Source organism: Ignavibacteria bacterium, assembly GCA_016873845.1.
Lineage (GTDB): Bacteria > Bacteroidota > Ignavibacteria > Ch128b > Ch128b > JAHJVF01.
Genome location: VGVX01000003.1, coordinates 27,476 through 53,136, shown reverse-complemented (window position 1 = coordinate 53,136; position 25,661 = coordinate 27,476). Strand labels below are relative to the sequence as shown.

The 25,661-nt window shown below is 37.8% G+C and carries 17 protein-coding genes, 2 tRNA genes and 3 rRNA genes; 3 read left to right on the top strand and 19 right to left on the bottom strand.

Annotated elements, in window-relative coordinates:
• Window positions 1-14: 14 nt before the first annotated feature.
• The 14 genes from FJ213_01605 to FJ213_01540 form a co-directional block, all read right to left on the bottom strand.
• Window positions 15-812: an HAD-IIA family hydrolase gene (locus FJ213_01605; protein ID MBM4174856.1), complete on the bottom strand. Its 798-nt coding sequence runs from the start codon at window positions 810-812 to the stop codon at window positions 15-17.
• The gene (locus tag FJ213_01600; GenBank protein ID MBM4174855.1) at window positions 813-1,715 is read right to left on the bottom strand and encodes an SDR family oxidoreductase; all 903 of its coding nucleotides are present in this window, start codon (window positions 1,713-1,715) and stop codon (window positions 813-815) included.
• A gap of 18 nt (window positions 1,716-1,733) precedes the next feature.
• The gene (locus FJ213_01595) at window positions 1,734-2,624 is read right to left on the bottom strand and encodes a carbohydrate kinase family protein (GenBank protein ID MBM4174854.1); all 891 of its coding nucleotides are present in this window, start codon (window positions 2,622-2,624) and stop codon (window positions 1,734-1,736) included.
• A gap of 170 nt (window positions 2,625-2,794) precedes the next feature.
• On the bottom strand, window positions 2,795-2,980 hold the full coding sequence (locus tag FJ213_01590; protein MBM4174853.1) for a type II toxin-antitoxin system HicA family toxin: 186 nt from the start codon (window positions 2,978-2,980) through the stop codon (window positions 2,795-2,797).
• A 22-nt stretch (window positions 2,981-3,002) separates the two neighbouring features.
• Window positions 3,003-3,275, bottom strand: a complete 273-nt coding sequence (locus FJ213_01585) for a type II toxin-antitoxin system HicB family antitoxin (GenBank protein MBM4174852.1) — start codon at window positions 3,273-3,275, stop codon at window positions 3,003-3,005.
• A 150-nt stretch (window positions 3,276-3,425) separates the two neighbouring features.
• Window positions 3,426-5,393 (bottom strand): hypothetical protein, encoded by a 1,968-nt coding sequence (locus FJ213_01580; protein ID MBM4174851.1) that lies wholly within the window; start codon window positions 5,391-5,393, stop codon window positions 3,426-3,428.
• Between the two features lie 37 nt (window positions 5,394-5,430).
• Entirely contained in the window at window positions 5,431-6,162 is a 732-nt protein-coding gene (locus FJ213_01575; GenBank protein ID MBM4174850.1) for a class I SAM-dependent methyltransferase, read from the bottom strand.
• Window positions 6,162-7,409, bottom strand: a complete 1,248-nt coding sequence (locus FJ213_01570; protein MBM4174849.1) for a hypothetical protein — start codon at window positions 7,407-7,409, stop codon at window positions 6,162-6,164. Before FJ213_01570 ends, FJ213_01575 begins: the two co-directional genes overlap by 1 nt.
• Complete coding sequence (gene asnB / locus FJ213_01565) at window positions 7,410-9,329, bottom strand: asparagine synthase (glutamine-hydrolyzing) (GenBank protein MBM4174848.1); 1,920 nt, start codon at window positions 9,327-9,329, stop codon at window positions 7,410-7,412.
• A gap of 125 nt (window positions 9,330-9,454) precedes the next feature.
• Complete coding sequence (locus FJ213_01560; protein MBM4174847.1) at window positions 9,455-10,000, bottom strand: phosphatase PAP2 family protein; 546 nt, start codon at window positions 9,998-10,000, stop codon at window positions 9,455-9,457.
• On the bottom strand, window positions 10,000-10,797 hold the full coding sequence (locus FJ213_01555) for an inositol monophosphatase (protein ID MBM4174846.1): 798 nt from the start codon (window positions 10,795-10,797) through the stop codon (window positions 10,000-10,002). Before FJ213_01555 ends, FJ213_01560 begins: the two co-directional genes overlap by 1 nt.
• Before the next feature lie 120 nt (window positions 10,798-10,917).
• Window positions 10,918-12,237: a hypothetical protein gene (locus tag FJ213_01550; GenBank protein MBM4174845.1), complete on the bottom strand. Its 1,320-nt coding sequence runs from the start codon at window positions 12,235-12,237 to the stop codon at window positions 10,918-10,920.
• Window positions 12,238-12,385: 148 nt separating this feature from the next.
• Window positions 12,386-13,945: a DUF362 domain-containing protein gene (locus FJ213_01545; GenBank protein ID MBM4174844.1), complete on the bottom strand. Its 1,560-nt coding sequence runs from the start codon at window positions 13,943-13,945 to the stop codon at window positions 12,386-12,388.
• Window positions 13,945-15,384, bottom strand: a complete 1,440-nt coding sequence (locus FJ213_01540) for a phenylacetate--CoA ligase family protein (GenBank protein MBM4174843.1) — start codon at window positions 15,382-15,384, stop codon at window positions 13,945-13,947. Before FJ213_01540 ends, FJ213_01545 begins: the two co-directional genes overlap by 1 nt.
• Before the next feature lie 267 nt (window positions 15,385-15,651).
• On the opposite strand from FJ213_01540, the gene lon reads away from it, so the two are divergent.
• From lon to dnaX, 3 genes are read left to right on the top strand one after another with little or no spacing between them, the layout of a single operon-like run.
• Window positions 15,652-17,964 (top strand): endopeptidase La, encoded by a 2,313-nt coding sequence (gene lon, locus FJ213_01535; GenBank protein MBM4174842.1) that lies wholly within the window; start codon window positions 15,652-15,654, stop codon window positions 17,962-17,964.
• Window positions 17,961-18,464, top strand: coding sequence for a GAF domain-containing protein (locus FJ213_01530; protein MBM4174841.1), 504 nt, complete (start codon window positions 17,961-17,963; stop codon window positions 18,462-18,464). The genes lon and FJ213_01530 overlap by 4 nt, the downstream gene beginning before the upstream one ends.
• Window positions 18,461-20,164: a DNA polymerase III subunit gamma/tau gene (dnaX, locus tag FJ213_01525; GenBank protein ID MBM4174840.1), complete on the top strand. Its 1,704-nt coding sequence runs from the start codon at window positions 18,461-18,463 to the stop codon at window positions 20,162-20,164. Before FJ213_01530 ends, dnaX begins: the two co-directional genes overlap by 4 nt.
• A gap of 214 nt (window positions 20,165-20,378) precedes the next feature.
• On the opposite strand, the gene rrf is transcribed toward dnaX, so the two are convergent.
• From rrf to FJ213_01500, 5 genes are all read right to left on the bottom strand, one after another.
• Window positions 20,379-20,495, bottom strand: a 5S ribosomal RNA gene (gene rrf / locus FJ213_01520).
• Between the two features lie 84 nt (window positions 20,496-20,579).
• A 23S ribosomal RNA gene (locus FJ213_01515) occupies window positions 20,580-23,649 on the bottom strand.
• A gap of 116 nt (window positions 23,650-23,765) precedes the next feature.
• Window positions 23,766-23,841: transfer RNA gene (locus FJ213_01510), tRNA-Ala, on the bottom strand.
• Window positions 23,842-23,880: 39 nt separating this feature from the next.
• Window positions 23,881-23,957: transfer RNA gene (locus tag FJ213_01505), tRNA-Ile, on the bottom strand.
• Window positions 23,958-24,032: 75 nt separating this feature from the next.
• A 16S ribosomal RNA gene (locus FJ213_01500) occupies window positions 24,033-25,575 on the bottom strand.
• Together the 16S, 23S and 5S rRNA genes with 2 tRNA genes alongside form the textbook arrangement of a ribosomal RNA operon.
• Between the last annotated feature and the right edge of the window lie 86 nt (window positions 25,576-25,661).

Below are 25,661 nucleotides of genomic sequence, written 5' to 3'. Positions count from 1 at the left end.
AACCTCAATATTTTCTAAATGATTTTCTTTGTATCGATTAATTTCGAAATATCATGAATGATAAATGTTGGTTCGATTTCTCTCCCGTCTTTTTCGTAAGAAGGGGTGACTCCGCTTAAAACCAGCGCAGTATCAATCCCAAAATAATTTCCCATTGCAATATCGGTATCGAGCCTATCACCGACGATTAAACATTCATTCGGAGGAATTCCAAGTTTTCTAAGTGCACGTTCGATCATCAAGCGTGATGGCTTTCCAAAATTCATTTCAAGTTTTCTGTTCGTAAGACGTTCAAGTGCAGCGATAGTTGCGCCTGCATCGGGGATTTCGTCTTCTTCGATCGGGCAAGTCAAATCAGTATTCGCAGCAAAAAATCTCGCTCCGCGTTTTAATGCATTCTGCGCAATATGAAATTTTTCGAACGTCAAAGTTCTATCGAGAGAAATCAGAACTATATCGATTTTAGAAATCACATCCGTAGTTTCAATCCCAGAATTATTCAGACATTTGATCAAAGGATTTTCTCCGATAACAAAAACTTTTTCGTTTGAATGATTCTCAGCTAAATAATCGCTTGTAATTTCGGCAGATGTAATGATATCATTTGGAGTGCACCTAATATCAAATCGGTTAAGTTTTTCAGAATAAATTTCTATTTCGCTTGTAGTTCGATTCGACAGGAAAACAAATTTCTTCCCATTGGATATGACTCGATTTACTACTTCGTTTGCTTTATGGATCAATTGATTTTCACGATAAATAGTTCCATCTAAATCGAAGATAAAGCCGTTATAGTTTGAAACAAGATCCATTTATAATTGTAATTTTCTTTTAATGAATTTCAAATTTTCTTTCAAAGTGTGAGGCTTGAAGTTAAGTTCTGATTGTGCTTTGAGAATAATCAGCCCACCTTTCAAAGGTCGCTTTGCTTTTTGATTTAATTGAGAAGTCAAAATTGGATTAATTAAATTTTTGTCAAGATCAAAAACCTCAGCGATTTTACCGGCAAAATCATATCTGCTTATTAGTTCAATTCCGCCAATGTTAAAAATTCCGGGTTTTTTCTTATCAATAGTTAAAATGATCCCATCTGCCAGGTCATTGACAAATGCAGGATTATTCATTTGATCGGTGACAACATTTATTTTTTTTTCTTCTCTCAAATTCTCCACAACCCACTGGACAAAATCTTTTTTAATCCCTTTTTGGATTCCGTAAATAACATTAGTACGAACAATAGTAAATGGAATGCCTCCGATTTTTATTTCGTTCTCGCTCCCTAATTTTGTCCTGCCATAGTAAGAAATAGGATTCGGCTTATCGAGTTCGCTGTAAGGACCATTGATGCCATCAAAAATAAAATCTGTAGAAAGATGAATAAGTTTTGCATCTACGACTCGACAACCCTCGACTAAATATTTCGCCCCATTGACGTTTATATTCCAGGCTAATTCTTTGTTATCTTCGCATCCATCAACATTAGTGTATGCTGCAGCATTAATTACAATATCCGGGAAAAAATCTAGTACGACTTTTTTGGCTTCATTCCGTTTTGAAATATCGAGCTGAACATAAGGGAAATTTGAATTTCCAACAAAATTATCTTCAACAGAAGCGAGTAAAAGTTCATCATTATTTGCGCGCGAGAGACTTTCTACCAAAGCTTGCCCTAACAAACCGTTGCATCCGACTATTAGTATTCTTCTTTTGATCATTTACCTATACAAACAAAATTACTTTCTTAGTGAAATTATCTCTTCAATATTTTCAATTTCGATTTTCTTTGAAGAGATTCGAACCGCTTCTTCAAGCGAATCTTTTACATTATAATTATTAAAATACTTGTAAGCAAAAACGGAGCCGAATATGTCGCCGCAGCCAATCGAATTTTTATGAATTAAATTTTTATCAACTGAAACAAATTGACTTCTGATCAATTCATTATCAATAAAATATGAAATTGCTCCTGCGTTTCCTTTTGTTATGTTAATTATCTTCGTGCCGGTTTTAATCGCTTCGGTCACAAAATTTCCTTCATTTAATTTTTCTGGAGTGAGATTCTGCATTTCAATTTCATTAAACTGAATGACATCGCAGTATCGAGTCCATTCTCTCCAATTTTCAATTGGTCGATAGAAACGTTTTCCGTTCTCATCCATTCCTCGTGTCATAGTGTGGAAATCAAAATAAATTTTCCCGGTTGTATGTTTTTTAATCTCTCTTAAGTCATCGAGTTCAATTTCAAATCCGGAGATCATATTAATATAGAAATTCGAGTCGGTAGCAATTTTGGATAACGCTGCCGTCAGATCAATCTTTTCGGCTTTCTCTTGATAACATTCAAATTTCAAATCGCTTCCGTCAAAAATAAGATGAACGAGGTTTGTATGGCGATCTGTTTTTTGAATTAATGAAAAATCATTAATCGGAGTCCCTAATAAAACATCAAAATATTTTTCATAATCATTCAGGTTGATATTGAAAAACGGCAGAACGTTATCTTCTTTTTTCATAACCAAAGCGAATCCGAGAAGACTATAAATGATACCGCCGAATGATTCAGTTACTTGATCATCTTTATGAATGATATCTTTACAGGTGTGTCCGATTACTATAATTTTCATATTTGTAACTGGATTAGGGAAGCATCAAAATTAGATCAACATATTTCAATGCTCTGAAGAATTTTTCTCCATTAAGATTATTACATACTAAAATTATACTCTAGGAGAGCTTAATATTTTTAGTGGAGATGACCATGAAGATAAAAAACCGACTTAATTACTGTTGATTGTTACAATTTATACCACTCTTCGATGGTTATTTCACGTCCAATTATCACTTCAATTTCACGAATCATAATACGGAGTTGAGGGACTGAATATTCATCATTTGAGGGAATCGTCAAGCGGTATTTATTATATACCATAAATTGATGTTTAGCGCCAGAAAATGGCCCGTCGAAATTAAGATGATGCAGTTTGCGTACAAAGTCTCTCCGTTTACACGGACTCCACTTGCTCACGTTTGGGTTCTTTATTTAAATCAATACCTTTAATCACCGGAAGCGGATGCTTAAGCTTCAAACCGATTAAAATCCAATCTTCAAGTGTTGAACGCAATTCAGCTTCACATTCTCTTAGTGAATTGCCGAAAGCTATTACACCCTTGCAACCAGGAATTTTTCCGGCGAAAGAACTATCTTCAAGTTTATCATATTCGGCGAGATTCATGGCTTGTTCCAAATAATCACTTATTATATATCGAGTCGTCATATCATTTCCTTCGTCCATACCTTAGTACAATTATAATGATTTTGTAAATATATTTGAAGTGATGTTTTTTAGGTTCTTTTTGGAAATTTGGTCGATTAAACCTCTCTTAATCAGTCCTCAAGCGATGCAAAAATCAACTCGATATTAACTTCAATTCATTGTTTTGATAACTGTTTCAATCTCACAAGGTAATTGAGTCATAAACGAGAGATGCAGCTTCAAGCTTTTTGTAATTTTACCATAGCTTTTCGAGTAATTGCATTCCTCAATCTTTATATCATAGTCCTTCATTCTTGTTTGAATTTTAAGACTAAGAATTGTGTCTGAATGCGACAATTTAAATTCTGCAGCATTGGTCTGCGAGACTTCCACATCAGGATGGAAATGAATAAATAAATCAACTTTATGTTCAGATTCACCTTGGAGTGAATCAATTATGGTCAGTCCATTTATCTTCTTTTCAAATTCAAATTTTCTTCTATGCACAACTGGAGATTCTAATCGAGTATAGCCATAATGCTCAGCGATCAGAATATCACGTTCTGAATCCGATTCCCATAAAATTATTTTCGGTTTAGTTAAATCCTCTTTTATTCTAAAGAGATTTAGAAATTCGGCTTGCTCAATATCGTCAATCATAATTGTATTGTGAGAAGAAGTCGATCTGAATTTTTGTCTCAGTTCCGGATTTGAAGTATAACAATACGTTCCTGGATCAACTATGAAGCGTTTGCCTTTGTAAGCAAATTCAAAACTGAATACGTCGTTGTGACCATGTCCTCCCCATCCGTTCATACCAATATCGCCTGCATCGATAAACACAAACGTTTTTTCATTTCGCATTATATAAAAACCACCTCGAGGAAAACTGATTGATGTTAATGCGGATTGCGGAGTGTTATTAAATTCGGAGTGCGGAGTTCGAAGTGCGGAGTAAAAGGATTTGAATTCAGTAACTTTCTTCAAGCCGAATAAAAATAAAGCATCGGATGCTATCTTTCCATTCTGCATTCCGCCTTCCGCATTCGGCATTAGGATCTTTCCTATGGAAATCAAATAACGAAAGTCGTCAATTTTTTCGTTAAAGGAATATTGTGTGACTCTTCCATTATCATTATCACCGACGTTTGGAATTGCCTCGCCAAGAGAGTAACTGGAAATAAATTGAAACATCTTTCCCAGTTTAGTCAGCGATTTTTCCGACAACGATTGATCATTTAATTGTAATGCTGCCTGCGAGTTGTACAAGATCTCAGTAACTAGTCGTTGATAGTATGTAGACTTTTCATAATTAACTCCATCCTTATAAACTTGGATTTTGATTTCTTTATCCACTTCTCTTCTTGCAAAATTAATCCACCTCTTTCCGAACGAATAGTTTTTGAAAAATCCTCCAATCCAAACTAATCCCATCAAATCGCTTAAATAATGATTTCCATTTCGTCTTCCATATTCTAGATTATTCCGAATGAATCGCCCATGCTCGTAAAGTGAATTAACAATTTTCAATTCCATTTCTTTTGTGAAAAGTCTCGATGATTTGAAGATATGGAGTGAAATTATCCAATTGACTGCACGAATTGCAACTTCCATTGCACAATTCCAATTTACACCAAAGCAAAATGGATTTTCATCCACCCAGTCGGAAATCAGATCAAAATATCTTTCAGAATACTTTTCATCATTTGTGATTAAATATGCTTTCCCCAGCCAAATTGCTTGGTGAAATCTGCTCAACTCCCAAGGAACTTTAATGTCACTTTCATTTACAGAATGTTTAGAATCTATTTCCGTATAAAATTTCTTTTCCCAAATTCTGCCAGATTTGAAATCTTTCTGCCAATTAATTTTTTCTCCAAGGCATGTAAGCTCAGAACCGAGTGTTTTGAATTTGTTTTGAATTATAGTTTCTGCATCCGAAAGAATTTTTTCTTTCGATTCAATCTCAATTAATTTTTCTTTGAATCCCGGAGTGTGATAATCCAGACTTGAAAGAAAGTAATTGGGGATGAAATCTTTCATAGACTTTCTCTTTATCCATTTCACCCAAAAAATAAATATGGGTTTCCGAATAAAGTGGATGAAAAATATTTTAACTTTTTTGAAAAAAGTTTTCATCGGACTCAATTATCAAATCTCAATTTCCAATTATCAATTACTTTTTCTGCCCCAGCCATCCCATTCGATGTCCAAATTTTCTGAAGAAAATGTCATGCACTGTAGTGAAAATGCCTGAGTAATCACCTGCGCTCGAAGCAAAATGAATCGGCTGCAAACCATTTTTTACCATAATTCGTTTTAATTCCCCTGGAGTGTAATGATGCTCGTAGCCAAATGGGCTTGTTCCTTTTTTTTGCATTGTAACGCTTTTAAAATATTTGCCGACGTTCAGTTTATTCGGTACAGTAAGGATAACAAAACCACTTTTCTTCGTGACTCTTGCAATCTCTGAAAAGGCTTTTTCGCGTTTTTCTTTTTCGGGAATATGCTCAAGTGTGGAAAATGAAAATGCAACATCGAAGTAATTATTTTCAAATGGAAGTTGTGCTGCATCAGAGACTTTTATTTTAATCTTTTCACGAAAAGCGGGATGAATCTCTTGATTTGCAATCTTACTTGCAACGTTGATGATTTTTTCACCAATATCGACAGAATGCATTTCCTTCACATGCGATGCGAAATATATTTCATCTATTGGAAAGAACGTACCGATATTCAGAACAGTTTTATTTTTTAATCCACCAGGAATTTGAGAAACCAATCTATAGTCAACTTTGAATTTTGATTTAAACATGTAATCCCAATCTTCACGCACATCAAAAACATCATCGGGATTTAAATGCTTTGTAAAACTTGTAATAACATCTTTTTGTTTTTCACTTATCATTATAATTCCTTTAACGACTTTTTGTAATAGTAAACATGAACTAAATAATCTAAAAAAAGTGAGATCAAAGTTGCATAAGCTGCTCCGATCGCACCATAACTTGGTATCAGCAATAAATTAAAGAATAGAGTTGATACTGTTAGGACAATTGCTGTGTTTCTTAGATACTTACCTTTTCCTTTTGCACTCAAGAAAAAATTGTACGGCTGAAAAGCGCCCATAAAAAAATTTGCAGCAACCATCGGTACAATTATTGGAATTGCCTCCACATACTTATCCGAAAAAAGAAATTCAAGTACAATCCCACCAATTAACAAGTAAATAAAGCTCACACCCACCAACCAAATATAATTCACTCTAAAAACTCTTGGCGGAATTGCATTTTGATCCGCGAATCCTTTGAATAGAGAAGTACATAGAGAACGCGAGAACATCGAAATTGGCGAGGCGAAAAAATTCACAAGAGCGTAGTTTGCTACTTGAATCTCTTTTACAAAATATTGAATTAATAGTATGTTCGATTGGTACCCCATCATTCCTGCAACTCTGCCGGTATAAACTTGGAATCCATATTCACGAGTTTCTTTTTTTATCAGCGTAAAATATTTTTTCAGTTCTTCAAATTTTGGTCTGCTGAAAAATAAAATCAAAATTGTAATAAGAAACATCGAGAGAACATAAGTGAATGCGGTATATGTAAGACTGAAAGTTTCGGTCAGCACAGCAATGCCGATCAAAGCAAAGTAAAATATCCGAGGAAGAACATTATATAAAGATAGTTTAATAACCTCATTGCTCCCTTGAAACACTAATTGCATTAGATATTGAAAAGGAAATGCAGCGGCTGGTACGAGTCCAATTAAAAGTAAAAATTGAATATTAGATTCGAATAATCCGTCAATAAAAAAGGAAATTGCAGATAACAAAAGCACAAATCCCATTGAAATAAAAACTCCAATTACAATAAGTGCACCGATTAATTTTCGTTCTTCTTGATACTCTTTTTGTATTGCAATAAGTCGCGAACCGGCGGCAAAATATCCGAATTCAAAAATGAGTGCGAGAAAAGTAATTACTTGAATATAAAAATTAAGCGTTCCAAACTCAGTTTGACTCAAATATCTTGAATTAATAATTGTGAACAGAACTCCGAACAGCATCGCACCAATTTGCGAGACATATAGTGCAATTGTTTGTTTTGCAGTCCGAGTAAGACCTGCGATGGAGATTTTATCAACGTAGCTCATTTATGAAATGCTTTTTCCCTCGAACCAGTAATCATACCACATAAAAAGATTTAACAAATTCCAAGTGTTTTGTACATAGTCATATCGATTTGACAGCTGTGACGAAAGTAAACTAAGGATATAATCCTTGTTGAAAAATCCGAGTTTATGAATGCTTGAATTACTTAAAACGTTTTTAGTAAATAACGATAGATCCCCTCTTAACCATTCATTCATCGGCGCAGCAAATCCCTGCTTTTTACGATAGATAATTTCGCTTGGCAATATATTCTCGACGGATTTTTTTAAGATATATTTAGTTATTCCCTGTTTTATTTTAAGCTTTGAATTAATCCTGAATGAATATTCCACAATGCGATAATCAAGAAAAGGCACCCTTGCTTCGACCGAAGTTGCCATTGCCATTTTATCAACTCTCATTAGCAATAATTCGGGGAGACGATTTCTAAATTCAACAAAAATCATTTTCCTCAATGTATCATTGATACTTGAGAGATTTCCATACTGACTATATATACTTTCAATGTAATCGTATGAAATTGAACTATTAAATTCTTTATTAAATAATATTTTTTTATGCTCATTTGTAAAATTAACTGCTCCGCCCCAATATAATTCTTCACCGCCGATTGTTCGTCTCAAGTACTCAAGTTCTAATATTTTCCCTTTCGATTTCCAATAATTTGAGAATAGAGAATAAATTACGCTTTGTATCGGTGAAGGACATTTTTGAAGCAATTTGTACTCTCTATTAGCGTAATTCAAATCGCGTTTCATCCATTCGTAGCCGGCGAATTGCTCATCGCTTCCCTCTCCCACTTGGACAACTATTGTACCATTATCTCGCGCAAGTTTTGAAACAAAGTAGAGTGGAATACATACGGGATCCGCAAGCGGTTCATCTTGATGATATACTAATTTGGGAAAGAACTCCAACGCATCTTCTGAACCGATCAAAATTTCTTTATGATTTGTATTAAAAAGCTTTGCGACTTTGCGTGCATAATACATCTCGTTGTACTTTTCTAAATCTTTGAATCCAACCGAAAAAGTATCAACAGGTCTATCCATCAGCTCTGCCATTAGAGCAACATTCGTACTCGAATCTATTCCTCCGCTGAGAAAAACTCCAAATGGCACATCGCTCATCATTCTATCCTTAATTGATTGGCGAAGCATATCTATGATTTTCTGAGAAACATTCTCTTCATCATTTTCTAAAACATCGGGATCTTCGCCGAGGATTTCCCAGTACTTTTCGATTTTTACATCACCAGAATCGTTAATGATCATTCGATGTGCAGGGGGAAGCTTCTTGATTTTTTTGAACATTGTGTTTGGAGCCGGCGGAATTAGAAAAGTTAAATATTGATTAAGCGAATCTTCATCAAGTTCTTTTACAACTTTCGGATGAAGCAGGATTGACTTAATCTCTGACGCAAAAACAAATCTTCCATTTTGAAAAGTATAATAAAAAGGTTTTTTACCGATTCGATCGCGATAGGCAATTAATATTTTTTTTCGCTCATCCCAAATCGCTATCGCATACATTCCATGGATTTTATGAACAAAATCTATCCCGTAATGCTCGTAAGCATAAATCAAAGTTTCGGTATCGCTTCGTGATTTGTACTTGTAACCAAGTTTCTCTAATTCTTTTCTAACTTCAAGATGATTATAGATTTCCCCATTGAAGACGATCCATATCGTTTCATCATGATTCGACATTGGCTGATGCCCAGCATGAGAAAGATCAACTATTGAGAGTCTTCTAAAACCGAATCCAACACTTTTATTCGGATTGACGTAAGTCCCCTCATCGTCGGGTCCACGATGAATTAGAACATCCGTCATTTTCTGAAGCACATGTTCTTCTATTGGTTTTTTATCGAATGAAAGTATTCCGCAAATTCCGCACATAAATTAAATAATATTAAAGTGTAAAAATTAAAAAGTAAAATGACATTATAAAATCAAAATTTAAATTACTCCATTTTTCATTTGAATTTATAATTTTACTTTTTACAATTTGATTTTTGATATTCTTATTCATAAATAATCCTTAAAATTCTCTCGGTCAGCTTAACACATAGGTATCCGAGTATGGTACCGATAACGGCTCCGCCAAGAACATCCGACGGATAATGAACTCCCACGAAAATTCTGGACAAAGCAATTATCACAGCAACCGAAAACAAAAGCCATTTTAAATGTTTATAATAGAATGAAAAGAACGTCGCCGCGGCGAAGTTATTTACCGCATGCGACGAAGGAAAAGAATACGAGCCTGTGCATCCTGCAAGTAGATGGACATCTGGCAAGGCATTACATGGTCTCACACGTTCAAACAAATTTTTCAGAAGCGAACTGCTGACCTGATCGGTTATTGTAATAAGAAGAATCATAGAGATTGCCATCGCGAATCTATACTTTCCTCCTTTAAATAGAATTATAAACCACAATAAAACGTAGACGAGGTACCAATTCTTCACTTCCGTTATGAAAGGCATCAATTTGTCAAATACTGGATTGGCGAGTGTTCCATTAATAAAGTAAAAAATGGAAACGTCGATCGAATAAAAGAAATCTATCATAAAGATATTTTGATATGCTCTGCTTCGGCGAGAAGTTCCACCATTTTATTGTGAATATGCCCATTAGAGGCAAGAATTTGTTTGTTGTAAATATCGCTTTCCTCTCCGGCAAAATTAGTCACTTTCCCCCCTGCCTCTTTTACAAGCAGATAACCAGCGGCAATATCCCATGGATTGAGTTTCACTTCCCAGAATCCATCAAAGATTCCAGCGGCTACATAAGCGAAATCAATCGCGGCTGAACCAAGCCGGCGGACAGCACGGCTCTCGCTTGTCATTTTGATAAATCTTTCGAAACAATGATCGGGATTTTGTTCAACATTGTATGGGAATCCGGTAACGAGTAAAGCTTTCTTTACATCCTTAACTTTTGAAACGTGTAGTTTTTTATTATTTAAATACGCTCCTTTTCCAAGTTCAGCATGAAATAGTTGTTCACGAGTCGGGTCATACACAACACCTGCAATCACATCGTTTCCTTTAATGAGTCCAATTGAAATTGAAAAAATTGGAAGCGAATGCGTGAAATTCGTTGTTCCGTCAAGTGGATCAATTACCCACATATATTCAGAATTTTTTGTGGAAGACGATCCGCTTTCCTCAGCAAGAACATCAAAATCGGGAAACTCCTTCAATAATATATCGATTATTATTTCTTCAGCTTTTTTATCGACTTCAGTAACAAGATTTGTCGGCATGGTTTTAAATGTGATATCTTTTACCTTGCCAATACTATCTAAAATCAACTTGCCTGCTTCATGAGCTGCCTTACCAGCAGTTTCAATGAATTTCATCAATTCCTTCCATTTTATTCAAAGTTAAATGAATAATAGGATAGAAACAATTTTCAGAGAAAGCACAAAAAAACCCGACTCGTTAATGAATCGGGTTCGTTTAAGTGGACTATAAAATTTCTATTGTTCAGCGTAGCCGATTTGCCATTGATTTGGGATTGTAGACAGACCTGAAAACCACATTCGCAATTTACTCCCTTCACGAATTATGTATGGATATGTTGCAGACATCGTCAACCAGGGTTTGGTATGAGGGGCTTCGAGTTCCGGATATAATGGACGGTTTATCCATGTCAATCCGTCATTTGATTCAGTGTAACCGCAATACAAAGTAATTCGTGAATTCCGAGTATCGCTCATTGAAGAGTAATACATTTTAAACTTCCCTTCATCATAAAAAACCATAGGTACAAATACACCATCTTCTTCCCATTTTAGTCCTTCTCTCCGTTTGAGCACCATTCCATAATCCTCCCAACTTGTACCATTTACAGACTTCATAAGGAAGATTTCGCGATTATAAATTGAGTAGCCAACTGTGTAATAAAGAAAATATATCCCCTCCTTCTTGAGGATACATGGGCCGAATAGATGTGGTTTTGTTCCACTTGGTGATATTACGGGTGAAGCAGGTAATGTCCAATTCACGCCATCAATTGAAGTTGCATACCCAATTCCATTATGAATATTTTCATAATGTTTACCAACAAACCACATCTTATATATTCCATCTTCATAAATAACTGTAGGGTCTGAAACACCGTTATTAAACCATGATTCAATCGGACCCTTCTCTATAACAATTCCGTGTTTTGTCCAATTAATACCATTCGACGAAGTTGCATATGCTATTGATTGTCTTGAGTTATTTCCAGATGTGTACCACATTTTATACTGACTTCCAACTTTTACTATTGTTGGATCAACTACATAAAAATGTTCAGCGTCCCAACCACCAGGTGACTGATTAAGAACAGGATTATTTAAATACATCGTCCATTTTGATTTAGCAAGTCCCCAATAGATAAAAATTTCAAGATTTCCCGTTCCACTACCAACCGGAGACATAGCGATATAAACCGATGTTGTAATCCCTTCTAAAACTTGTACATAAGCAAAACCTGTATATTTGACAATGCCGAATTCATCTTGAGCAGTAACTGTTAGATTCCAATATCCGATAATCAAATTATTTACTTGCATCCTCACTGTATCTGTTGCTGTCGAAAGTACAACTGAGTCTTTTACAATAGGATATCCACTTCGTTCAAGTTTAATGGAGACGACTTTCACTTCCGGTGGGATAGCACTTTTCAGTAGGGTGAATGTCACGCCTCCTTTTGCGTTTTCAGAAGGATTAACTATTTCTTCGGAGATTTTAGAACAACTAAATAAAAAGATGAACGATGCACATGACAAGAAAAAAAATATTTTCTTCATTTTACACCTCAATTTATTTAACTGAATGTGATCAGGAATCATGTAACCCCTAAAACTTGAAAATTTACTTCTGATCCCTTTTGTATTCTATGGCAAACGTATATTCTTTTCTCATCAAAGTCAAGACTCGGGGGATGATTCATTTTGATTACTCATCTAATTCAATGTGTCCTTCCCATTGAGGATGTGGTTTAAAATTGAAAAACATACAATTCTCAACTGACGACTCATTAATTGAAGGTATATTTGACTTAATCTTGGACTTTACAGGTGAGAAATCTACTATCGAAAATTTGTTTTTCTTCCAAGAATTGGAAAGCATTTTAATTTTTCGGTAATCAAAGCCCATCAATGTTGCACATGCAGTATCAACCGCGAGAATGTTCTCCCCAGAGATTAAAGTTCCAATATTTTTAGGTTCAGGGGACATAGGTCCGTCACCTTCACCGGCAATGATTCCATCAACTACTGATAAAATATTCCTCTGTGGAACAGATTTTATTTTTCCATTTTTATCTGAGTAGAACAAGATGCGAGCAAGGTCGCATGCCATTCTCCATGCTGTATCATTCCCATACCAATTACCTCCATAGACTCTATCCTTCTCGTCGGGCAGGAGAACAATATTTTTGTTTCTCAAAAAATTAAGTACTGGTTGTCCAATGGTTTTTATAAGCAGAAAAATTTGATCCGTAAACTTTGATCGTTTTGCAAAAAGATTATCATTAATGAATCTTGCAACTTTTCTTGAGATTCTGACATTTGTTTTACTTGTAGTTGGATATTCATCTCCATTCTGATCTGCCGTTCCTATACGATAATGAGCCAAGTAGTTTTTATCGCCGTTAATACCGACAAGAAGCTTAATATTTAAAGTAACACCAACCTTTTTATGAGTTTTTAACTTAGGAAGACATATCACAGTATCAGCGTTAAGTATTGTATTCGAAATGCAGTATTTATGTACACCTCTCGAATGATTGGCAACCGTGAACTTCCTATCATAATCTGCGCCATATAAATTTTCCAATCCAATTATTCCATGCAGATAACTTTCATTTCCAAGATCAATAATAGTGTAGCCCAAAGGATCTGCATTTTCATTCGTTACAAACGAATCTGAAGGGAAATAGCCTTTGTCATAATCAAATTTACATTTAAGGCGTCGAATATCAATAATGTTAAAATCAAAATTAGCTTCTTTTTTATAGAATTCTTTGATTGATTGAAGTTTCATTAATTCTTCAATCTTATCAAATTCACAATTCATTTGAGGAGCTTCAGCGATGCAAAGATTTCCTTTCCCCTTCATTGCGATATAACAATAATCGGCCATTGCTCTAATTACTGAAGGATGGGTTAAGCTTGCATATATATCATATCCTGCTTCGTTGTAATGTAAAATGAAATTTGGTTTCAAAACAACATTCTGGCCTGGTTTAATAATATGTCCTAATGGATTCCAATTCTTTGTTCCAAAGTTATTTATATCATATTCGAGGAGATGAAAGATTTGGCGTACAGCATAGTAGGAATCTTTTTCTAAAACTGATGTTTTTTCAATATTATTCTCTCTAAAAGGATATTCAGGATAAAGTTCATTTGGATGGTAAGGTGTATTTGACGAATATTTACACTTATCATCAATAAAAACAGCCACTTCGTTTTTCGATCTGCTATCAATAATTGGGTAAATTGATTTTGCCATTATGTTATTCTTTCTAAACTTTCCCACCTATTTATTGGGAGGTGTTGAATTAAAAAACGCAGTTTCCCACTTTTAGTTTTTTCAATACTCTGAACTAATTCCAAAATCAACTCAGTATCCTTACCAATTTTGTTTTTTATATGATCGATTATTCTATTTTTATCCGTTTCACCGAAATTACTGTTAGGGATTACTCGCAAGATTAATATTCCCGGTTCATTTTGAAAGAATTGAAATTGTTTAACATTATCAAATGTGTTGTCATGCATGTTAATTGCAGTCATCGATATTAATCTCCCAGAAGAGGTGACAATGAGCTCTTGCAATCTTCCTTCAATTCTAGAAAAAAGTCGAAAATTGATTCCATCTGGACTTTTTTTATTTGTATGCAATGCTAGATCACGCGTTTTGTATCTAATCAGTGGCATGACAAGATTATGAAATCCGGTCGCGATAATTTCACCAATCTCATCTTCAGATGTAACTTCTTCCCCTTTATCACTTAATAGTTCTGTTAATCCATATTGAGGATAAACATGATAATATCTCGAATTTTTTGTCCATGGGGCCAAACAAACTCTCTCTGCTTGACCATACCAGCAATGTACATGTGTATGAAATGCTTTTTCAATAATTTCAACCTGATCACTATAAACATTTTCAGAACCACACATTATAGCGGCTAATTTAAAATCCATTTTAAGATTTTGATCAAGCAAATATTTTGCTAGTATCTCGACAGCCGAGGGATAAGCCTGAAGAAATTTGGGTTTAATTTCATTGAGTTTATTAATATAAATTCTAACGTTTTCTTCAGTTAAAAAATATGTCGAAAAATGCCATTCGTTTTTACTTGGTTTGAAGTAAAATAATTTTTTCTCACTTCCGACATATTCCCCTCGCAGTACGACTGAAAGATCAGAAAGTTTACAATCCAACCATCCCCAATGATGCGAGAAGAATGCATAATCTATTTTTTCAAGGCTTGAGGGTTGATAAAATGCGAAAGGGATACCTGTCGAGCCCCCTGTTGTAACATACATGAGTGAATTTTTATTAATTCTAATATCAAGAAATTGATCTAGATTGTCTCGAATTTCTTCTTTTGTGACGACTGGAAATTTTCTAATATCTCCCAGATTCACAAAATCTTTTACATTGACACCCCACTCGGCAAACTTTTTCTTGTACCATAATACATAGTTCTCTGCATGATTTAACAACTGACTCATTTTATCGTATTGATACTCTTCAAGCTTTTCTTTTGTCCAATATTGAGACTCATTCAAAAAATTAAGCATCAACCTATATTCCTTACCATACCGGAATCGTAAAGGAATAGTCTTTTTGATCTCTCCGTAAATACCGTCAATAATTTTGATTGGAAGACTTCCTTCCCCAAATTTTTGCTTAATTTTTATTTTAAGATTATAAATCATTTAATTATTGCTTCAATTTAAAATTAACTGATTGAATGGTTACAAACAATTAGAAGTTATCAACCTTATTCCTTTTTAGCACCAAAAAAATGCAATGAATTGAAGTTGGTTTTTTTTGTAAATTTGTATTACTAATATGACAAATGAGGAGAACCCGATTTGAGTAATATCGTGAACAATGAAGAGGAAAGATCTTTTACTGAAATATTTAATTTCCCTAACAGACTGCCTGTCCTTCCGCTTAGAGACGTTGTAATTTATCCATATATGATCTTCCCGGTTTTAGTCGGAAGAGAGCAATCAATTCGAGCTGCAACTTCTGCTACTGAATCGGATAAATATATTTTTCTTGTCGCACAGAAAAAGCCAAACATTGATGATCCGAAGCAAGAAGACTTATTTACGGAAGGTACTATTGCAAAAATAGTGCAAATACTCCGCTTGCCGAATGGATTAATGAAAATTTTAGTCGATGGTGTTGCACATGGATTTATAAAATCATTCATAGATAATTCAAATTATATCGAAGCTGAAATAGAAGTTATCTCACACGAAATTGAAGAAAACGTAGAGCACGATGCTTTAGTCCGCCATCTTTCGAATCTTTTTAGCGAGTACGTTAAACTCAACAGAAATATACCAAGCGAGACTTTAACTGCCTTTGATAATATTTCCGATCCAATCCGAAAGCTTTTTTATTCTGCAGCCAATGTAATTCAAACCGTAGAAGTTAAGCAGGCGATTCTTCAACAATACACCTTAAAAGATAAATTTTATGAATTGATAAAAATTTTAAAATCCGAAATTGATGTACTCAAAATTGAGAAAGAGATAGATCTCAAAGTCCAAGAGAACATTCAAAAAACTCAGAGAAAGTTTCTAATTCAAGAGCAGATCAGAATTCTTCAAGATGAGCTTGGGGAGGAGGAAGATTCATCACCGGAAAATCAAAAATTACGTGATAAAATTAAAAAAGCAAAAATGCCGAAAGAGGTGGAAGAAAAAGCTCTCGAAGAACTTAATAAATTGAAAAAAACTCCACCAATGTCTCCTGAATCGACAGTTCTTAGAAATTATTTGGATTGGCTCACCGATTTACCCTGGAGTAAAAAAACAAAAGATAATCTGAATTTGAAGCATGTTGAAAAAATTCTTGAAGAAGATCACTTTGGACTCGAAAAACCGAAGCAAAGAATTTTAGAACACATAGCTGTCTTAAACTTAGTAAAAGAAATGAAAGGACAAATTCTTTGCTTTTCCGGTCCTCCAGGCGTTGGAAAAACATCTTTAGCAAAATCAATTGCTCGTGCACTCAACAGAAATTTTGTTCGCATCTCTCTTGGCGGTGTACGAGACGAAGCAGAAATAAGAGGACACCGCAGAACTTACATCGGTTCAATGCCCGGTAAAATTATTCAATCGATGAAAAAAGCTGGCGTCATAAATCCAGTAATTCTTCTTGATGAAATTGATAAAATGAGTATGGACTTTAGGGGCGATCCATCAGCCGCAATGCTTGAAGTTCTCGATCCTGAACAGAATCATACTTTTAACGATCATTATCTCGATTGCGATTACGATCTTTCAAAAGTTTTATTCATTACTACAGCAAATATTCGTTATAATATTCCACTTCCATTACAGGATAGGATGGAAATAATTGAGCTGCCAGGTTATCTAGAACATGACAAACTTGAAATTGCAAAACTTCATATTATACCAAAGCAATTAACCGAGCATGGATTGAATCCAAAAAATATTTTGATTCAAGATGATGCAATTCAGAAAATTGTTCGAGAATACACGAAAGAAGCAGGCGTAAGAAATCTTGAGCGGGAAATCGCAACTGTTTTCAGAAAAGTCGCGAAGGAAATCGTATTCGAGAAATCATCGAATGGAAAAGATATATCCAACATTAAAAGAAAAATCACTGCTGATAATCTTGAAAAATATCTCAGCGTCCCGAAATTCAGAAGTAAAACCGTTGTAAGAGAGAAGAAAATCGGAAGCATTACTGGATTATCGTGGACGAGTGTCGGGGGCGAAATTCTCGATGTCGAAGTTACTATCATGAACGGACCTGAAAAACTAACTCTTACAGGTCAGCTTGGCGATGTGATGAAAGAGTCAGCTCAAGCAGCACTAAGTTACATTCGGTCCAACGCAAAAAAACTTGGTATCAATTCAAACTTCTATAAAGGAAAGGAGATTCATATCCATCTTCCCGAAGGAGCGATCCCAAAGGATGGACCATCTGCCGGCATCACAATGACGATGGCAATGCTTTCTGCGATTAAAACAAAACCAGCGAATCATGACGTCGCAATGACTGGTGAAATAACTTTGCGTGGGAATGTTCTTGCAATTGGTGGATTAACTGAGAAGCTTCTCGCCGCACAAAGAAGCGGAATTAAAAAAGTTTTAATCCCGAATGAGAACATGAAAGATTTAGTAGATATTCCCGAAACAGTCAAAAAAGGATTAAAGATTATTCCTATCAATACAATTCTTGATGCGATTCCATTCGTATTTGGAAATAAAGTCCTCTCAACATCATCGTTGAAGAAAACTAAGAAGTGAAAGAAATAAAAATCTCATCGGGCAATAAACAAGAGATATATTCCGAAATTCTCCCGCAATGCGAATCACTCATTAAAGGTGAGAATGAATTAATATCGCTGCTCTCAAATTTTACAGCCATTCTTAAACAAGCTTTCAGTTCGTTTTCGTGGGTTGGATTTTATCTTTTGAAAAACGAGAAACTAATACTCGGTCCATTTCAAGGTAGAGTTGCTTGTTCGCAGATAGAAATCGGAAAAGGAGTCTGCGGTACGACTGTTCAAACGCGGGAAACAATAATTGTTGACGATGTAGAAAAATTTCCCGGACATATTGCGTGCGATTCCGGTTCAAGATCTGAAATCGTCATTCCAATTATTTTAAGAGGGAATATCTTTGGAGTTCTTGACATCGATAGTTATAATCAATCGAATTTCAACTTAATCGATAAAGATAATCTTGAAAAATTATGTTATATTCTTGCTGAGAGAATTTCCAATTTAGAATACAGTAAAATATGAGCGAGCAAATCTATCAAGTAACCGCACGAAAATGGCGTCCACAAATTTATGATGATGTAATTGGGCAGGAACATGTCACCCAAACATTAAAGAATTCTATCAAAGCCGGTAAAGTTGCTCATGCTTTCATTTTTGCCGGACCTCGCGGAATTGGAAAAACTTCGACTGCAAGAATTCTCGCAAAATCTCTGAACTGTCCCAATCAGAAGAATTTCAATCCATGTAACGTATGTGAAACTTGTAAAACAATCACGAGCGGAGCAAATATTGACGTAATCGAAATTGATGGAGCTTCAAATCGTAGAATCGATGAGATTAGAACTCTGCGAGAGTCAGTTAAATACGCACCTTCAACCGTAAAATATAAGATTTATATTATCGATGAAGTGCATATGCTAACAAATGAATCGTTCAATGCACTTCTCAAAACACTTGAAGAGCCCCCCGCACATGTGATTTTCATTTTTGCCACTACAGACATTCACAAAGTCCCGTCGACGATTTTATCTCGTTGTCAGCGGTACGATTTTCGCAGGCTCACAATGGACGAGATCAAAACTCATCTTGCGAACATAGCTAAAGCGGAAAATGTGGAATTCGAAGATGATGCCCTCAGTATAATCGCGAAAAAAGCCGATGGTGCGATGCGCGATGCTCAAAGCATTTTTGATCAAATAGTTGCTTATTCCGGCGGGAAGGTAACATTTGACGAAGTCTCAAATATTTTAAATGCAATAAACGAAGATATTTATTTTCGAATATCAGATGCTGTAATTTCCAAAAATCACTTGGACGCTTTCAAGGTTTCAAATGAAGTTTACTACAATGGCTGGGATTTGATAACGTTCGTTAATGGACTCATCGAACACTTTAGAAATATTTTATCAGTCAATATTACAAACGACACTTCTTTAGTTGAAGCAAGTGAAACAGCAAAAGAAAAATACAAATCGTTCTCAAGCCAATTTAGCAATAATGATATATTGAGAATTCTCTCACTTTTAACAAAGTGTCAGACAGACTTAAAACAAAGCTCAAATCAAAAATTAACTCTGGAAATTGCACTTGCTCAGTTGGTTGAACTCCCAAGTGCTGTGGACATTGAATCTTTGATCAAAGAAATAAAGTCATTGAAGGGAAAATCAGTTTCAAGAACTATTTCATCCAATTTAACCACTAAGATTGCTCACCCTATCGATAAAACAATATCTGAAACGGCCAAAACAAGCTCGAATCAGAAAGAACCTGCCCTTGAACTATATAACACTTTGGAAAAATCCGAAAAGCCAAAAATTATCGCTGATAAAATTATTCCATCATACACCTCGAATTCAATGGAAGAAATTCAGCAAAGGTGGAAATCATTTATAGAGATAGTAAAAAACGACCGCAGTTTAATTGGCAGCTCATTGGAAAAATCTACATTACACTCAATAGAAAAAAATCAAATAAATTTAATTTGCAACCAGCCTGAACAGATAACAGTAATAGAAAGCTTCAAAGATTATCTCTCACAAGAATCAAAAAAGTATTTTGGCGCTCCGATCAGATTCAGCGTGAAAAAAGAACCTTCCAAAACTCCCGTCAAGCAAACAAGCGAACAGCAAAATACTCCTTCGTCTTCTGTATCTAATTCTGATCAGAATGAAATTTACGATTTCATAATAAATGAATTAAGTGGTGAGAAAATTTCTGATTGAAACACCGAATAGATTTACACTCAATTCTAAATAATCACATAGATTTTATAACGAATCAAGAATCCCTTTGATGAAATAATCGACATCTAAATATTTGGAAACTAGATTATTGTGCAGGCCCACCTCTGGTGTTCACTCTCAATGTTTATCATAACTCCAGCACACCTTTAAAATAAAAAATCCCGACTAGAAATTAGTCGGGATTAAAAAATAAACTTGGCGACTACCTACTCTCCCGCACAGTTGCCCATGCAGTACCATCGGCGTTCAGAGTCTTAACTTCTCTGTTCGAAATGGGAAGAGGTGTACCACTCTGGCTATGGTCACCAAGAAAACTCATTCGCTTTAAGCGAAAATCATAATAAAAAATTTTGGAGAGTGGAAACTTCAAACACAACTAAATTTTCTGTGATAAAATAAAAATATAGGTTAAGTCGCACGACTTATTAGTACTGCTCGGCTAAATATATTACTATACTTACACCTGCAGCCTATCGACCAAGTAATCTCCTTGGAGTCTTTAGTTCCCCGAAAAATCGGGGAAGGGGATATCTAATCTTGAAGTGTGTTTCGCGCTTAGATGCTTTCAGCGCTTATCACAACCGAACATAGCTACCCAGCGATGCCGCTGGCGCGACAACTGGTGCACTAGAGGTTCGTTCACTCCGGTCCTCTCGTACTAAGAGCGACTCTTCTCAAATATCCTGCGCCCGCATAGGATAGGGACCGAACTGTCTCACGACGTTCTGAACCCAGCTCACGTACCGCTTTAATTGGCGAACAGCCAAACCCTTGGGACCTTCTTCAGCCCCAGGATGCGATGAGCCGACATCGAGGTGCCAAACCTTACCGTCGATATGAACTCTTGGGTAAGATCAGCCTGTTATCCCCGGCGTACCTTTTATCCTTTGAGCGACGGCACTTCCACTCGCTACCGTCGGATCACTAAGCCCTGCTTTCGCACCTGCTCGACTTGTAGGTCTCGCAGTTAAGCACCCTTATGTCTTTACACTCGACGCATGATTACCGACCATGCTGAGGGTACCTTTGGGAGCCTCCGTTACATTTTAGGAGGCGACCGCCCCAGTCAAACTACCCGCCTAACACTGTTCCTGATCCTGATTCAAGGACCGAGGTTAGAATTCAAATAAAACAAGGGTGGTATTTCACCGTTGACTCCATGACGCCTAGCGGCGCCACTTCAAAGTCTCCCACCTATCCTACACATGCTTTACTCAAACCCAATGTTAGGGTGCAGTAAAGGTGCACGGGGTCTTTCCGTCCATATGCGGGTAACCGGCGTCTTCACCGGTACCACAATTTCACCGAGCCCGTGGTTGAGACAGTGACCAAATCGTTACACCATTCGTGCAGGTCGGAACTTACCCGACAAGGAATTTCGCTACCTTAGGACCGTTATAGTTACGGCCGCCGTTTACTGGGGCTTCGGTTCAAAGCTTCTGCCGACAAGTCGGCATAACCTCTTCCCTTAACCTTCCAGCACCGGGCAGGTGTCAGTCCCTATACATCGTCTTGATTGACTTCGCAGAGACCTGTGTTTTTGTTAAACAGTCGCTTGGCCCATTTCACTGCGATCCCGATTAGCTTTCGCGTAAATCTTATACCAATCAGGACACCCCTTATTCCGAAGTTACGGGGTTAATTTGCCGAGTTCCTTAACCACGGCTCACTCGAGCACCTTAGAATACTCATCTCGTCTACCTGTGTCGGTTTGCGGTACGGTCTGATAAATTTCTCCTTTACGAGGTTTTTCTTGGCAGCATGTTTAGTGTCAGTTTGTGTCCTTGCGGACTCCCGTTCGTGCCTCAGCGTTAAGAGAATGCGGATTTGCCTGCATTCCCCGCCTACACACTTAGACCACCTAATCCAACAGGTGGCTGACCTTTCACTCCTGCGTCACCCCTTAAAGTTAAACAAAACTTACCAGGTACAGGAATATTGACCTGTTTCCCATCACCTACGCCTTTCGGCCTCGGCTTAGGGTCCGACTAACCCTGAGACGATTAACGTTGCTCAGGAAACCTTAGACTTTCGGTGAACAGATTTTTCATCTGTTTTATCGTTACTTATGCCAACATTTGCTTTTCTATACGGTTCAGCATGGCTCGCACCACACCTTCATCCCGCCGAAGGCGGGATATCTGTTCCAGATTCCCATATAGAATGCTCCTCTACCACTCTCCGATAAACGGAGAATCCGCAGCTTCGGTATCCAGTTTTAGTCCCGAGTATTGTCGACGCCAAGTCGCTAGACTAGTGAGCTATTACGCACTCTTTAAATGAATGGCTGCTTCTAAGCCAACATCCTAGTTGTCTGAGCAACTTAACATCCTTTCTCTGTTAACTGGAATTTGGGGACCTTAGCCGACGGTCTGGGTTGTTCCCCTCTTGGCAATGAAGCTTATCCCCCACTGCCTGACTCCCGCAAAACATGTTAATGGAATTCGGAGTTTGTCTGGGTTTGGTACCGTTGTGACGGCCCTAGCCCAATCAGTGCTCTACCTCCATAACACTATATACGAGGCTAGCCCTAAAGCTATTTCGAGGAGTACGAGCTATAACCGAGTTTGATTGGTCTTTCGCTCCTACCGTCAACTCATCCGAGCGGTTTTCAACCCACATCAGTTCGGACCTCCACCCCGTTTTACCGGGGCTTCATCCTGGTCAACGGTAGATCACACGGTTTCGCGTCTACCGCACGTTACTTAAATCGCTCATTTCGAACTTGCTTTCGCTTCGGCTACTCCCCTTAAGGGATTAACCTTGCAACGTACGAGTAACTCGTTGGCTCATTATCCAAAAGGCACGCTGTCATCCCGATAAATCGGGACTCCAACCGTTTGTAAGCATACGGTTTCAGGTACTATTTCACCCCCTTCTTAAGGGTGCTTTTCACCTTTCCCTCACGGTACTGGTTCACTATCGGTCACAAGAGAGTATTTAGCCTTACCAGATGGTTCTGGCAGATTCCCACAGACTTCCACTTACTCCGTGGTACTTGGGAGACTAGTTCAAAGAGTTAAAAAGATTTCACCTACAAGACTTTCACTTTCTGTGGTTCACCTTTCCAAGTGATTCGATTATCTCTTTAATTTTTGACTCTTCGATCATACTGCAATTAGATCAAACTAATTCCCACAACACTACCAACACAAGGCTTGCAGGCTTTAACATGTTGGATAGTTTAGGCTGTTTCCTTTTCGCTCGCCACTACTAAGGAAATCACATTTGTTTTCTTTTCCACCAGCTACTGAGATGTTTCACTTCGCTGGGTTGTCTCTAGCCATTCTATCTATTCAAATGGCAGTTCCTCAATATTACTCGAGGAGGGTTTCCCCATTCGGAGACCCACGGATCTTAGGTTGTTTCCACCTCGCCGTGGTTTATCGCAGGTAACCGCGTCCTTCATCGACTTCTTGTGCCAAGGCATCCGCCGTATGCTCTTAGTAACTTAACCAAAAATTACTATAAAAATTTTTTCACAGGTAAACTTAGTTAGGCTCAAAGTTTCATTCTAATTGTTATAAAATAGCAATTAGAAATTCACTCATCCAAAATTTCAAAGAACACTCAAAAAGACTTGTGGAGCTAAGCGGGCTCGAACCGCTAACCTCCTGCGTGCAAGGCAGGCGCTCTCCCAATTGAGCTATAGCCCCAACATCTTCTGATACCAGAAGGTTGGAGCGAACACCCGTTTGTGGGCCTGAGTGGAGTTGAACCACTGACCTCACGCTTATCAGGCGTGCGCTCTAACCATCTGAGCTACAGGCCCGTTAGGGATAATCACATTATTAAAGAACAAATAAAAGAATGAGTGCGAGTCAATCAGTAACAGTTTATTACTCTTTAGAAAGGAGGTGATCCAGCCACACCTTCCGGTACGGCTACCTTGTTACGACTTAGCCCCAGTCACTGGTTTTACCTTAGGCGCCTACTTCCTTGCGGTTAGTACAGCGACTTCGGGTACCCCCAGCTTCCATGGCTTGACGGGCGGTGTGTACAAGGCCCGGGAACGTATTCACCGCGCCGTGCTGATGCGCGATTACTAGCAATTCCAGCTTCATGGAGTCGAGTTGCAGACTCCAATCTGAACTGAGGATGCTTTTCTGGGATTGGCTCCACCTTGCGGTCTCGCAGCCCTTTGTAGCACCCATTGTAGCACGTGTGTAGCCCTAGGCGTAAGGGCCATGAGGACTTGACGTCATCCCCACCTTCCTCACTACTTGCGTAGGCAGTCTCCTTAGAGTGCCCAGCTTTACCTGATGGCAACTAAGGACAAGGGTTGCGCTCGTTGCGGGACTTAACCCAACATCTCACGACACGAGCTGACGACAGCCATGCAGCACCTGTCTAGATTGCCGAAGCGCCACCGGCTTTCACCGATGGATAATCTAGTCTTTCGAGCCTAGGTAAGGTTCTTCGCGTTGCATCGAATTAAACCACATGCTCCACTGCTTGTGCGGGCCCCCGTCAATTCCTTTGAGTTTCAACCTTGCGATCGTACTTCCCAGGTGGGATACTTAATGCGTTAGCTGCGACACTGACTCTTGCGAGCCAACATCTAGTATCCATCGTTTACAGCGTGGACTACCAGGGTATCTAATCCTGTTTGCTACCCACGCTTTCGCGCCTGAGCGTCAGTTACGGGCCAGGAGATCGCCTTCGCCACTGGTGTTCTTCCAGATATCTACGCATTTCACCGCTACACCTGGAATTCCATCTCCCTCTACCGTACTCAAGACCAATAGTATCAGGGGCGGTTTTTCCGTTAAGCGGAAAGATTTCACCCATGACTTAAAGGTCCGCCTGCGCGCCCTTTACACCCAGTAAATCCGGACAACGCTAGCACCCTACGTATTACCGCGGCTGCTGGCACGTAGTTAGCCGGTGCTTTCTTTGAAGGTACCGTCAGACTAATGCTCTTACGGGCATTAGTTGTTCGTCCCTTCCAACAGGAGTTTACATCCAGAAGGACTTCATCCTCCACGCGGCGTTGCTGGGTCACCCTTTCGGGCATTGCCCAATATTCCTCACTGCTGCCTCCCGTAGGAGTCTGGACCGTGTCTCAGTTCCAGTGTGGCTGATCATCCTCTCAGACCAGCTACTGATCGTTGCCTTGGTAGGCTTTTACTCTACCAACTAGCTAATCAGACGCAGGCTTATCTTAAGGCGAGACATTGCTGCCTCTTTAACAACATACCCATGCGGGCCCGCTGCATTATTCGGTATTAGCCCCGCTTTCGCGGGGTTATTCCCAACCCTAAGGCAAATTACCTACGCGTTACTCACCCGTGCGCCACTTTACTCAGCATATTGCTACACTTTTCTCGTTGACTTGCATGTGTTAAGCACGCCGCCAGCGTTCGTCCTGAGCCAGGATCAAACTCTCCGTAGTAAAGTTTGATTCTGTATAAAATTTTGAGGTTTGAAACTGTTGAACTGACTGGTTCAACACACTCATTCTTTCAAAGAACAA

Bases quoted from the DNA above. Each gene is read 5' to 3' on its own strand.
- FJ213_01605 (MBM4174856.1), bottom strand. From the start codon at position 812: ATGGATCTTGTTTCAAACTATAACGGCTTTATCTTCGATTTAGATGGA.
- FJ213_01550 (MBM4174845.1), bottom strand. From the start codon at position 12,237: ATGAAGAAAATATTTTTTTTCTTGTCATGTGCATCGTTCATCTTTTTA.
- asnB (MBM4174848.1), bottom strand. From the start codon at position 9,329: ATGTGCGGAATTTGCGGAATACTTTCATTCGATAAAAAACCAATAGAA.
- FJ213_01580 (MBM4174851.1), bottom strand. From the start codon at position 5,393: ATGAAAACTTTTTTCAAAAAAGTTAAAATATTTTTCATCCACTTTATT.
- FJ213_01585 (MBM4174852.1), bottom strand. From the start codon at position 3,275: ATGACGACTCGATATATAATAAGTGATTATTTGGAACAAGCCATGAAT.
- dnaX (MBM4174840.1), top strand. From the start codon at position 18,461: ATGAGCGAGCAAATCTATCAAGTAACCGCACGAAAATGGCGTCCACAA.
- FJ213_01545 (MBM4174844.1), bottom strand. From the start codon at position 13,945: ATGGCAAAATCAATTTACCCAATTATTGATAGCAGATCGAAAAACGAA.
- lon (MBM4174842.1), top strand. From the start codon at position 15,652: ATGATCTTCCCGGTTTTAGTCGGAAGAGAGCAATCAATTCGAGCTGCA.
- FJ213_01555 (MBM4174846.1), bottom strand. From the start codon at position 10,797: ATGAAATTCATTGAAACTGCTGGTAAGGCAGCTCATGAAGCAGGCAAG.
- FJ213_01570 (MBM4174849.1), bottom strand. From the start codon at position 7,409: ATGAGCTACGTTGATAAAATCTCCATCGCAGGTCTTACTCGGACTGCA.
- FJ213_01600 (MBM4174855.1), bottom strand. From the start codon at position 1,715: ATGATCAAAAGAAGAATACTAATAGTCGGATGCAACGGTTTGTTAGGG.
- FJ213_01575 (MBM4174850.1), bottom strand. From the start codon at position 6,162: ATGATAAGTGAAAAACAAAAAGATGTTATTACAAGTTTTACAAAGCAT.
- FJ213_01595 (MBM4174854.1), bottom strand. From the start codon at position 2,624: ATGAAAATTATAGTAATCGGACACACCTGTAAAGATATCATTCATAAA.
- FJ213_01540 (MBM4174843.1), bottom strand. From the start codon at position 15,384: ATGATTTATAATCTTAAAATAAAAATTAAGCAAAAATTTGGGGAAGGA.